Below are 12,214 nucleotides of genomic sequence, written 5' to 3'. Positions count from 1 at the left end.
CACCGAGGACGGTTCGCCCCGGCCCGATTCATGCCGGGGCACACCCGGCCCGCGCCTCGCCCGGGTCATCGGGTCCGGTCACCGTCGGGCTGGGCGACCGTTGTGCCCCCGCGGCTCCGACCTCATCGGCGCACCCGCATATCGCGTTCTCGACGGGCCACCACCGGCGCGGGTGGCGCCGGGCGTCGGTGCGCCACGATACCGAGCAGGAGAATACCTGCCGGGCGACGTCGGCGGCGCAGCCGGTGACGGTGCCATCGGTGACGCGTCACCGCGCCCGCCGGGCCACACGCGTCGCCAGCCCGATCGGGCCGGTTCGGCCGGTCCGGCGGTCGTCGGTCGCCCTCGGCGTGCCGGCGCGGCCCCGGATCGTCGGCCGTCGAGGCGGTCACGCAGCACCTCCGCCCGGGACGGCTGGTAGGCCACCGGCCTGGGCAGACGGAACAACCGGCCGAAGCGACGGGTGGGCGGCGAGGACAGCGCCACGACCGCCTCGGGTTCGTGGCGGGCCGCATTCGCCAACAACCCGAGCATCGCGAGCACCGTCAGCGTCGACGTGCCACCGGCCGACAACAGCGGCAACTGGATACCGGTCACCGGCAGCAGCCCGATCACGTAGCCGATGTTGATCAACGCCTGAGCGGTGATCAACACGGTGATGGTGGCGGTCATCAGACGCAGGAACGGGTCGGTGCAGCGATGCGCGATCCGGAAACCGACGAACGCCAGGATGACGAACAGCATCACCACCAGCAGCCCGCCGATCAGGCCGAGTTCCTCACCGATGATCGCGAAGATGAAGTCGTTGTGGGCGTTCGGCAGGTAGTTCCACTTGGCCCGGCTCTGACCGAGACCGACCCCGAAGACGCCGCCGTTGGCCAGGGCGTAGGTGGCCTGGCGCGCCTGGTAACCGGCGCCCTGCGGGTCGTCAATGCCGCCGAGGAAGCTCATCACACGCTGCGATCGGTAACCCTCGACCAGGGCCAGCAGGATGGCGATGGCGATGCCGGTGACCGCGAAGGCACTGAACACCTTGATCGGCAGGCCGGCGAACCACAGCAGGGTGCCGACGATGATGGCGATCGTGATGGTGGTCGACAGGTTGGGTTCGAGGATGATCAGCAGACAGATCAGCACACCGACCGGCAACAGTGGTATCAGCAGCTCGCGCAACGGTGCATGTTCCCGGCGGCGCGAAGCCAACAGATGGGCCCCCCACACGCACAGCGCCACCTTGACCAGTTCCGACGGCTGAACCGACAACCCCGAGATCACGAACCAACGCCGCGCACCCTGGCTCAGCGTGCCGATCCCGGGGATCAGCACGAGCGCCAGCAGGATGGTGGTGACGATCATCAACGGTGCCGCGACACGACGCAGCAACCGCACCGGCAGGCGCAACGTGAAGTAGAAGACGACCAGGCCCAACAGCGCGAACACCACCTGGGTCGCGAAGAGCCCGTAGGCCGAGCCGTCCTGCGAGTATCCCTCGACCGACGATGCCGAGAGCACCATCACCAGTCCGAACACGGTCAGCAGCAATGCCAGCGTGAGGACCAGGTGATACGACGCCAACGGTCGGCCGAGCAGGCTCCGCACACCCTCGCCAATGGTGCCGACGACCGAGCTCAGCGACCCGGTCACCGTCGTCGGGGATTTCGCGTTCCGGGCACGCGCGGATCGGCCGGACTTCTTCGCCGCGCCCCCCGAACCCGCCCGGGCATCCCGGTCCTGATCGGTCGTGTCCCGGTCGGCCCCGTCCCGCTTACCCGGCGTGGACTCGTCGGCCGCAGGGTCCGCGGGCACCGTGTCGTCCGGAGACGACGTCGGTGCCTTCGACTTCTCGGCGGGTCCTGCCTTCGACGCGGCGCCGGTATCTGTGCCGGTGTCGGTCCGCGGGGTCATGGGCGCGTCGGCTCGTGGGTACCGGCTGTCGGTGCCGATCCGGCCAAGGACCGGGCCGCCACGGCAAACGCGTCACCGCGCCGTCCGTAGCCGGCGAACATGTCCAGCGACGCCGCGGCCGGTGCGAGCAGAATCGCCTCGGGCCTGGCGGCTGCGCTATCACGGGGCCTATCGGCTGCGCTATCACGGGGCCTATCGGCTGCGCTATCACGGGGCCTATCGGCCAGGGCCCAGGCGACCTCGACGGCCCGGTCCATCACCGCGACGGCGGCGTCGGACGGGGTCGCCGGTCGAGAGGTCGGGGCCCCGGGAAGGTCGGATGCCGTGGGCAGATCGAATCCCGCGGGAAGGGAGAACTCGCGCTGTACCGTCACGCAGCCATCGTCCCCTGTGAACACTGTGACTGTTGGGACTTCTGGGGCGTGTCGCGCGATAGCCTCGACGATCAGATCCCGATCCTGACCGATCACGACGACCCCGTCGAGGCGGGAGCCGACAGCGGTGAGCATCTCCGCCAGGGAGGCCCCCTTCAGCAGTCCCCCGGCGATCAGGACCACGCGCCGGTGCGCGGCGACCGCGGCCTGTGCGGCATGCGGATTGGTTGCCTTGGAGTCGTCGACGAAGTCGATACCCGCGCGGGTGGCCACGACCTCGCCGCGGTGCGCGGCGGGCCGGAAAGCGCCAAGAGCAGCGCCAATGGACGCCGCGTCGACTCCGATGGCCCGCGCCAGCGCCGCCGCCGCCAATGCATCGGACTGTCCGGACGGCCCGGGCGGCGCGATGGTCGCGACGTCGGCGAGCACGACCCCGTCATCGCCGGGGACGTCGCCCTCGAGCGCGAAGGCCCGGTCGATCAGGTGTCCGTCCCGGATGCCCAGCTCACCGGGCCGCGGCTCGGCGAGCGTGAATCCGACCCGTCGGCCGGACACCGGCATGCTCGCGGCAACCGCGTTGTCGAGGCCGACCACGCCGACCGTCCCGTGCAAGGCGATCTGCTTGGCCTGCGCGTAGGCGTCGAACGATCCGTGCCAATCGAGATGATCGTCGGCGACGTTGAGCACCACCCCGGCCGCCGGTGCGATCGACGGCGCCCAGTGCAGTTGAAACGACGACAACTCGGCGCAGAGCACCTCCACGGGGCGCTCGGCGCGCATCGCGTCGAGTACCGGCAACCCGATGTTGCCGCAGGCGGCCGCGCCTCGACCGGAGGCGGCCACGATCTCGGTGAGCATCGAGGTGGTGGTGGTTTTGCCGTTGGTGCCGGTCACCACGAGCCAGGTCCGCGACGGTCCGTAGATCTGCGCGGCGTCCAGACGCCACGCGAGTTCGACCTCACCCCAGACGGGAACACCGGCGGCCAGCGCGGCTGCGGGCACCGCATGGGTGGGTGCGAACCCGGGCGAGACCACAACGAGATCGGTTCGTGCAGTCCAGTCGGCGTCGGCGAGCAGAGCAGTGATCGAGATCAGTGTGGCGCCACGCTCGACGATCGCCGCGGCCCCGGCAATCGGGGGGTCGGCGGTCGGGGCGTCGCCGGTCGGGGTGTCCACATCGTCGCGAACCCGGTCGTCGGCGATCCGTACCCGTGCGCCGAGGGCGAGAAGGTGATCGGCCGCCGACATCCCGGCGGTCCCGCCACCGGCGACGACCACCGATCGTCCCGGCAACCACGTCGCCGGATCATCGAGGTCATCCGCGCGCGGCGCGTCGGCGTCTGCGTGGTCACTCATCGGGTCCGCCTCAGCCACTGACCGTGAGGAACTCGCCGTAGAACAGCGACAGCCCCAACGCGCAGGCGATCGCGGTCAGCAGCCAGAACCGGATGATGACCGTGGTCTCGGCCCACCCCCCGAGTTCGAAATGGTGATGGAACGGCGCCATCCGGAACACCCGCCGTCCGGTCGTGCGGAAGAACGCGATCTGGATGACGACCGACACGATCTCGGCGACGAACAATGCTCCGATGACCACCGCGAGGAGTTCGGTGCGTGTGGTGATCGACAGGCCGGCCAGCATGCCACCGAGGGCCAACGACCCGGTGTCACCCATGAAGATCTTGGCGGGCGCGGCATTCCACCAGAGGAATCCCAGGCAGGCGCCACCCCCGGCGACCGCGATCAACGCCAGATCCAGCGGATCACGCACGTTGTAGCAGCCCTTGGGGATGTCGTTGGCCGGCTTGGCGCCGCCGGAGCAGGCGTTGACGAACTGGAAGAAGGCGACGAGCACATACGAGCCCAGCACCATGGCCATCGATCCGGCGGCCAACCCGTCGAGTCCGTCGGTGAAGTTCACCGCATTCGACCACGCGGCCACCACCAGCCACACGAAGATCACGAAGGCCACCGAGACCATCGAGATGACGTCGATGTCCCGCACGTAGGACAGGTACGGTCCCGCCGGCGTCAGACCGGCGTCGTTGCGGAACTGCAGGACCAGGACGCCGAACAAGATCGCCGCGATGAACTGCCCGATCGACTTGGCGGTCTTGTTGAGACCGAGATTGCGGTGTTTGTGGATCTTGATGAAGTCGTCGAGGAATCCGACGATACCCAGGGCGGTCGCCAAGCCCAGGACGAGCAGACCGGAGGCACTGGGCCCGGCGTCGGAGTCCATGAAGACCCCGGCGAGGTGGGCGCCGAAGTAGCCGGCCCACAGCGCGATCAGGATCGCGACACCGCCCATCGACGGGGTGCCGCGTTTGGTCTGGTGGCTCTTGGGGCCCTCGACGCGGATCTCCTGCCCGAAGCCCTGGCGCGAGAAGAGTCGGATCAGCAACGGGGTGAGCATGATCGACACCGCCACCGCGATCGCACCCGCGATGAGGATCTGGGTCACCTGACGGACCTCGCCTTCATTCGTTGTTCGTTACCGTTCATCGGACTCGTCCGAATCATCTTGTGCCGCACGGATGGTGACCTCGTGGCCGAGATCTCGCCAGCGCTGCGCCACGGTCTCGGGGGACAGCTCGGGGACGGCCAGCAGCACGGTGTCACCGGCGTGTGGTGTCCACGCCTGTTCGGCGACGACGAGGTCGAGGGCCTCCTCGACGTCCTCGGCCAATCGCGCCTCGTCACCCCACGACCCTTCCATCACCGCACCCTGGTGCAGCGCCCGCACGGCCCGGGACGAGGCACCGACACACAGCACCTTGTCGACTGCCAGCCGGACGGCCTGCCGCCCGAGGAGGTCATGCTCGACGACGTGCTCATTCGCCGAGCGCACCGGACCGTCGGCCTCGTCGGTGCGCAGCTCGCCGAGGATCGCCCACGTGCGTTCGGCGTCGGCCCGGTCCGGTTGCACCCCGGGCGGGGCACCGCGCGACACGCGTCGGGCGCCGTCGGCCGACTCGACGAGGGTACGCAACAACCTGGCGACGTCGCGGGTCCGCGCCGATGTCGGCGCGGCGAGAATCGTGATCACCTCACTCACCGGGCACCCCCGGTGCTGCGGCCGCCACGGCGGCCAGGGCCTCGGCGACGACCACACGGTCATCGAAGGGGTGCTTGACCCCGTTGATCTCCTGGCCCACCTCGTGGCCCTTGCCGGCCACCAGCACGATGTCACCGGGCCGGGCCCAGCCGATCGCCGCCTCGATCGCGGCCCGGCGGTCGCCGATCTCCCGTTCCTGCGCCCCCGCGGGCCGCTCATCGGAGGGCACCTCGGCCAGGCCCGCAAGCATCGCCGACCGGATCGTCGCCGGATCCTCGGTCCGGGGATTGTCGTCGGTGATGATCACCAGATCGGCGCCACGTGCGGCGACGGCACCCATCACCGGGCGTTTGCCGTGATCGCGGTCCCCGCCCGCGCCGACGACCACCGCAATACGGCCGGTGGCCTGCCCACGCAGCGTCGACAGCACCGCCTCGAGGGCGCCGGGCTTGTGGGCGTAGTCGACGATCGCGAGGAAGGGCTGCCCGGCGTCGACTCGTTCGAGGCGCCCCGGCACCGACACCGACTGCATCGCCTTCGCGGCCTGCGAGGCGCTGACCCCCGCGGCCACGGCCACCGCGACCGCGAGGGCGGCGTTGGCGACGTTGTAGCGACCCGGCAGCGGCACGCTGACCTCGGTGGCGATCCGCCCGGGACCGCGTAGTTCGACGCGTTGGGAACCGTCGGCGTCCACCGTCGACGGACCGGCATGCCAGGACGCCGGGACGTCGGTGGTGGCCACGGTGATCGGGGCGCTCGGCGCACCGGCCGCGGCGACCTCGGCCATCCGCCGTCCCCAGTCGTCGTCGACGCAGATCACCGACCGCACCGCGCGCACCGACGAACCGGAGGCGAACAGTCGTGCCTTCGCCTCGAAGTAGGCGCGCATCGTCGGATGGAAGTCGAGGTGGTCCTGCGAGAGGTTGGTGAAGGCACCGACCGCGAAGTGTGCCCCGTCGACGCGCCCGAGGGCCAGGGCATGGCTCGAGACCTCCATCACGACGGCGTCGACGCCACGTTCGACCATCGCCGCCAGCAGACCCTGCAGATTCGGCGCCTCGGGGGTGGTCAGTGAGCTGGGAACGGCGACACCGTCGACCCGTGTCTCGACGGTGCCGATCAGCCCGACGGAGTGTCCGGCGGCGAGCAACGCCGCCTCGACCATGTAGGAGGTGGTCGTCTTACCCGAGGTGCCGGTGATACCGATGAGCTTCAGCCGCTGCGACGGATTCCCGTAGACCCGTGAACTCACCGCGCCGAGCACGCTGCGCGGATCGTGGGCGACCAGGACCGCGTAGGTGGCCTCGGCGGGCGCCGAGCGGGCGATCTCGGCCCGTCCGGCGGCGTCGGTGAGCACCGCGGTGGCGCCACGCTCGATCGCCTCGGCGACGAATTGCGCACCGTGCGCCCGCGCGCCGGGGAGTGCCGCGAACAGATCACCGGGCTCGACGTCCTGTGCGCGCAGGCAGACCCCGGTGACGGCGGTCGATCCGGTGGCCGCGCCCACGAGGTCCAGGCGGGCGCCGGTGGACGCCGACAACACATTCACCTCGGTGGGTTCCACGTGACGCGGGCGACTCAGATCTGCCGCGCCACGGGTAGCCGACCGGCGACGGGAGGCGGACTCGCGACGAGATGCCATGGCGATAGATCCTCTCCTCTCCCCCTGCGGATGTCTCCGGCCGACCGATGACGGCCGCGGCGGGAGATGAACGCACTCACGATACCGTCAGGCATCGCCGTGTCCCGGGCGGGTCGCACGGCGTTGGTCAAACTGTTTGCGGGAGTCGTCGACGACGCGCCCGGCCGGTCAGGATGCCTGCAGAACCAACCTCGGGGTGGGCTGCGCGGACTGCGGAACGCGGTCGTGCTGCAGGATCCACGAGGCGATCGTGCCGAACAGCGGTGCCGCCGACTGGCCCCCGCTGCCGTCGGAACTGCGCCGCGGGTTGTCCAGCATGATCCCGACGACGAAGCGCGGATTGTCGGCCGGGGCGATGCCGGCGAAGGTGATGTTGTAGCTGGAGTTCGAGTAGCAGCCGCACGACGGGTCGACCTGCTGGGCGGTACCGGTCTTGCCGGACAGCTGATAGCCGGCGACGGCGCCCTTGGCCCCGGTACCGCTCTGCACGCCCATCGGGTCGTCCTGGAAGACGGCCCGGAACATGTCGCGCACGGTCCGCGCGGTGTCCGGCCGGACCACCTGCACACCCGCCGGCGTCGGCTCGGTCTCGGCGCCCTGCCCTTCCCGCTGCTCCGACATCAGTATCCGCGGCGGGATGCGCAACCCGTTGTTGGCGATGGCCTGATACATCCCGGTCATCTGCAGCAGCGTCATCGACAGGCCCTGACCGATCGGCAGGTTGGCGAACGAGCCACCCGACCACTGACTCAGTGCGGGCACCTCGCCACCGCTCTCGGCCGGCAGTCCGACACCGGTGAGCTTGCCGAGACCGAACCGGTTGACCATGTCGGCGAAACGTTCCTCACCGACCTGCTGGGCCAGCATCAGGGTGCCGACATTGGACGACTTCCCGAAGATCCCGGTGGTCGTGTAGGGGGCGACACCGTGAGTCCAGGCATCGTTGACGGTGACCCCCGACATCCGGATGCTGCCGGGAACCTGATGGACCTGATCGGGTGTGGTGAGACCGTACTCGAGGGCCGCCGACGCCGTGATGATCTTGTTCACCGAGCCGGGCTCGAACGGCGAGGTGACGGCCGGGTTGCCGAGATCGGCGTCGGGCTGTTCGGACAGCGGCGTCGAGGCGTTGAACGTCCCGTCGTTGGCCATCGCGAGCACCTCGCCGGTGCGAGAGTCGAGCACGACCGCCGACGCGGACTTGGCGCCGGAGAGTTGCTTGGCCTTGGACACCTCGCTCTGTACGAACCACTGGATGTCGGAGTCCAGCGTCAGTCGCACCGTCGCACCGTTGATCGCCGGGTGCACGTTGCGGGTGGACCCGGGGATGATCGCCCCGTCCGAACCGCGGTCATAGGTTCGTGAACCGTCGGTGCCGGCGAGGACGGAGTCCAGTGAGGCCTCCAACCCGATGAGGCCGTTGCCGTCGTAGTTGACGTCGCCGATCACGTTGGCCGCCAACGATCCACCGGGGTAGAGGCGGATGCTCTGCGGGTCCGCGCCGACCTCGGGGTAGTCGGCGATGATGCGGGAGGCGACCTCGGGGCTTACCGAGCGGGCGAGGTAGACGAAGGTCTCGTCGCCGGTGAGTTTCTTGCGCAGATCGTCGACGCTGATCGATCCGCCGAGCGCCTCGGAGACTCCGGTGGCGATCTGGTTCAGTCGCGTGTCGACATCGGGCAGGTCGGGGTTGTCGTGATGGGCCGCGCTGATGGCCGCGCGAACGGCCTTGGGCAGGAACGTCAGTGACCGTGCCTCGTCGGTGTAGGCCAGCGGCCGACCGTTGCGGTCGAGGATCGCGCCTCGCTTGGCGGTGAGCACCTGGGTGTACTCACGTTGCTGTGCGGCCTGCGCGGACAGTTCCGGCGCTTCGATGGTGTGCACCACCACCATCCGGATCGCGACGGCGATCACCGCGAGCAGCACCACCACACCGGCGATCCGGCTGCGGAGCACGAATGTCTCGGGACGCTTACCCGGACGCTTGGAACCGCGGGGCGGCTTTGGCGGGGTGACGCCGGCACCGCCCCTGCCGGAGGCAGGTCGTCCGGGTGCGGCGGGCGCGGTCGCACGTGTCGTCATGGTTGTCAATTGTCCACCGCGCTAACGGTTCTCCCCGGAATTTCCGCCCGGCGGGTTGCCGGTCGACGGCGCCGCGGAGGCCGGCGCGGAGGTGGGCAGCACGTTCGGCGCAGGTGCGCTGGGCGTTTGGCCCGATTCGACCGAACCACTCGGCATCGACGACGGGGCGGGTGTGGTGTTCGGTGCCGTCGTCGGAGTTGCCGGGGTGGATGGCGCCGGGGTGGATGCGGTGGGGGTCGTCGGGGCGCTCGTGGTCGCGGTGGTCGCCGCCGAACCCGACAGGCCGACCGAGTCGTCAACCTTGTTGGGATCGATCTGTGCGGTCGGGTTCGGTCGCGGATCCGGGTTGATGGTGCCCATGCGGGTGCCGGTGGCCGGGGTCGGATCACCGATGATCCGCACCTTGCCGTCCGGACCGAGCACCATGCGCGCCGGGTTCTGTGCGGGTACCAGACCGAGCGCAGATGCCTTGTCGGACAACTCCGGTGCCGAGTTGCCCGATTCGAAGGTGCGCTTGAGCGCGTCGGCGTGGTCGGCCAACGCCTGATTCTCGTTGCGCGCCAAGCCGATTTCGTAGGAGTCCTGCGCAGCCATCGTCGACAGCCACAGACTCGTACCCAGACCCAGTGCGAGCAACAGCAGCACCGGAACGACGAAGGGAACCCGGGACAGCCGCTGCGAGAGCGTGATTCGGCGATTCCCCACGCCACCCGCGGCGGCCTGCAGCCGTGCCGCACGTGCCACGTCGGCGTCGTCGGCGGCGCGTCGTCTGCTGTGGCGATCGATTGCGCGTTGGGCGGCCCGTGACCGCGTCGGACGGTCCGCGTCCGCACCGCTCCGGCGCCGCCGTGAGTTGCCGGACGACCTCTCGCGCACTGCGTCGACGTCGACGTCGTCCATCAGGGTCATGACGTCACCTCCTCGGCGATTCGCTCGATCGCTCGAACCCGTACCGGGGCCGAACGCGGATTACTCTCGAGTTCCGCATCGTCGGCGCGTTCCGCTCCGCGCGTGACGAGCCGGAAACGTGGTGCGGTTCCGGGCAATTCGACCGGGAGTCCGCGCGGTGAGGTGGACGTGGTGCGAAGTGCGAACTCCCGCTTGACAATCTTGTCCTCGAGCGACTGATAACTCATCACCACCACGCGTCCACCGACCCGGAGCGCCGCCAGTGCCGCCGGCAGTGCGTGGCGCAGAGCGTCGAGTTCGTGATTGACCTCGATCCGCAACGCCTGAAAGGTGCGTTTGGCCGGGTGCCCACCGGTTCGCCGGGTGGCTGCCGGGATGGTGGCGTAGAGCAACTCGACGAGTCGTCCGCTGGTGGTGAACGGTTCGCGTTCACGTTCGCGCAGCACCGCCGAGGCGATCTTTCCGGCGAAGCGTTCCTCGCCGTATTCCGAGAGGACCCTGGCGAGTTCGCCGTGTGAATAGGTGTTGAGGACGTCGGCGGCGGTGGGCCCGTCGGCGAGGGTCATCCGCATGTCCAGCGGGGCGTCGATGGCGTAGGCGAATCCCCGTTCGGCCTGGTCGAGTTGCATCGACGACACCCCGAGATCGAACAACGCGGCATCGATCCGGTCGACGCCCGCCGCGGACAGGACCGCGGGGATCTCGTCGAAACGGGCCTGGTGCAACGAGATCCGGTCGCCGAATGCGGACAGCCGATCGCCCGCGATGGCAAGCGCAGAGGAATCACGATCGATGCCGATCACCCGGGTATCGGGAAATTCGGTGAGAACGAGTTCGCTGTGACCTCCGGCGCCGAGCGTGGCATCGACGAAGATCGGTTGTGCCACAGTGGCATCGGAGAGCGCCGGCGCCGTCAGTTCGATGATGCGCCGAGCCATCACCGGGATGTGACCATGCTCGCCGGAGCGACGATTCGTGGCGGTTGCGCCGCTCTCGTCGTCATCCTGCGATGTCACCGTCGTGCCCCTTCGCGTGCGCCGGCCACGCCACCCGCGCAGGGCGATGTGGTCGGAATCGTTTCCTCGGCTACGGCGGCCACCGATGGTGCGGGGTCTCGTCCCGGTCGCGCACCTGGCGTTGGGGAAGTACGCCAGGGTCGGACCGGGACGAGGCCTCGAACCATCCGAAGCCCGGTGCATCTGTCCGGCACCCATGTTCTCGGCTACAGCACCGCGCTCAGCGATGAGGAGTTCGCCGCCGAGAAGTTCTCCTCGTGTTGGTTCTGGTAGTCACGCCATGCCTGCGCGTCCCAGATCTCCAGATGATCGAAACTGCCGATCACCACGCATTCCTTGGACAGTCCCGCGTACTGCCGATGCTCGGCCGCCAGGGTGATCCGGCCCTGGCCGTCGGGGCGTTGCTCGTCGGTGCTGGCGAAGAAGTACCGCTGGAATGCGCGCGCTTCGGGATCGTTACGCGACGCCTCCATCGTCCTCTCCGCGATCGCATCGAACTCTTCGGCTCGATACACCGACAGGCTGTGGTCCTGGCCTCGTGTGACCATCACCCCTCCTGCCAATGCGTCGCGAAACTTCGCGGGCAACGTGAGTCGCCCCTTGTCATCCAATTTGGGCGTGTAGGTACCGACAAATCGCACGGACACGTCGGCACCTCCCGCCCACTGGGTCCGACTCTCCGGTTCGCCTCACCCAGTGACGCCCACAGTACCCCACTTTCCACCACTTTCCACCCCCCCCGTCCCCACCACCGCCCCACTCTTCGATATATCCGCATGTCAAAAGCCATTTTCAGAACGCGACACACGGCGCGGCGCGGCGTCCGCGCCGGTCCCCGGCACCCGAATCGTGTGAATGGAGGTACGAAAAGTATCTACTGAGGCGCGATCGGGCGCCCAGTGGGGCGTGGTGGGGAGTCCGGTGGGGCACAGTGGGGCACCGGGTGGGGCGCGGTGGGGACGCGAGTGGAGCGCGGTGGGGACGCGGGTGGAAACCCGGTGATTTACGTGAGCGCCGGTGGGATGCGCGTGGTTTCGGGGAGGACCGACGCGACGGAGACGGCCGGTGAGCAACCGCGGGCCATCGGGCGGGAATCAACGGGTCCGTCCGGCCGGCAGGGTGAGCACACCGGGCTTGAGTACATACGACCGCGCAGGCGGTGATCGACGAGTTCACCCGCGCGGGTGGCTGCCACGGGCGCCGCGTCGGGGTGGTCGTCGGCGCCGGC

10 protein-coding genes are annotated in these 12,214 nt (G+C 69.2%); all 10 read right to left on the bottom strand.

Annotated features, from left to right (window positions below):
• Nucleotides 1–78: 78 nt before the first annotated feature.
• Entirely contained in the window at nt 79–1,905 is a 1,827-nt protein-coding gene (gene ftsW, locus ACWDPV_RS16635; protein ID WP_449743896.1) for a putative lipid II flippase FtsW, read from the bottom strand.
• Entirely contained in the window at nt 1,902–3,635 is a 1,734-nt protein-coding gene (gene murD, locus ACWDPV_RS16630; protein ID WP_449743895.1) for a UDP-N-acetylmuramoyl-L-alanine--D-glutamate ligase, read from the bottom strand. Before murD ends, ftsW begins: the two co-directional genes overlap by 4 nt.
• Nucleotides 3,636–3,645: 10 nt before the next feature.
• A complete protein-coding gene (gene mraY, locus ACWDPV_RS16625) occupies nt 3,646–4,743 on the bottom strand; it encodes a phospho-N-acetylmuramoyl-pentapeptide-transferase (protein WP_348804087.1) in 1,098 nt (365 codons plus the stop codon).
• Between the two features lie 30 nt (nt 4,744–4,773).
• Nucleotides 4,774–5,337 carry a UDP-N-acetylmuramoyl-tripeptide--D-alanyl-D-alanine ligase gene (locus ACWDPV_RS16620; RefSeq protein ID WP_449743894.1) on the bottom strand — a complete coding sequence of 188 codons (564 nt, stop codon included), beginning with the start codon at nt 5,335–5,337 and terminating at the stop codon, nt 4,774–4,776.
• Nucleotides 5,330–6,979, bottom strand: a complete 1,650-nt coding sequence (locus ACWDPV_RS16615) for a UDP-N-acetylmuramoyl-L-alanyl-D-glutamate--2,6-diaminopimelate ligase (RefSeq protein WP_449743893.1) — start codon at nt 6,977–6,979, stop codon at nt 5,330–5,332. Before ACWDPV_RS16615 ends, ACWDPV_RS16620 begins: the two co-directional genes overlap by 8 nt.
• 168 nt (nt 6,980–7,147) lie before the next feature.
• Nucleotides 7,148–9,061, bottom strand: coding sequence for a peptidoglycan D,D-transpeptidase FtsI family protein (locus ACWDPV_RS16610; RefSeq protein WP_449743892.1), 1,914 nt, complete (start codon nt 9,059–9,061; stop codon nt 7,148–7,150).
• A 21-nt stretch (nt 9,062–9,082) separates the two neighbouring features.
• Nucleotides 9,083–9,970, bottom strand: a complete 888-nt coding sequence (locus ACWDPV_RS16605) for a hypothetical protein (RefSeq protein ID WP_449743891.1) — start codon at nt 9,968–9,970, stop codon at nt 9,083–9,085.
• Nucleotides 9,967–10,908, bottom strand: a complete 942-nt coding sequence (rsmH, locus tag ACWDPV_RS16600; protein ID WP_449744010.1) for a 16S rRNA (cytosine(1402)-N(4))-methyltransferase RsmH — start codon at nt 10,906–10,908, stop codon at nt 9,967–9,969. The genes ACWDPV_RS16605 and rsmH overlap by 4 nt, the downstream gene beginning before the upstream one ends.
• Nucleotides 10,909–11,192: 284 nt before the next feature.
• Nucleotides 11,193–11,633 (bottom strand): division/cell wall cluster transcriptional repressor MraZ, encoded by a 441-nt coding sequence (gene mraZ, locus ACWDPV_RS16595; protein WP_348804093.1) that lies wholly within the window; start codon nt 11,631–11,633, stop codon nt 11,193–11,195.
• A 356-nt stretch (nt 11,634–11,989) separates the two neighbouring features.
• Nucleotides 11,990–12,214 (bottom strand): hypothetical protein (locus tag ACWDPV_RS16590; RefSeq protein WP_449743890.1); only part of this gene is annotated, 225 nt, incomplete at its 5' end.

The organism is Gordonia sp. NPDC003504 (genome assembly GCF_053587995.1).
This window is presented reverse-complemented; position numbering and strand designations above follow the sequence as displayed.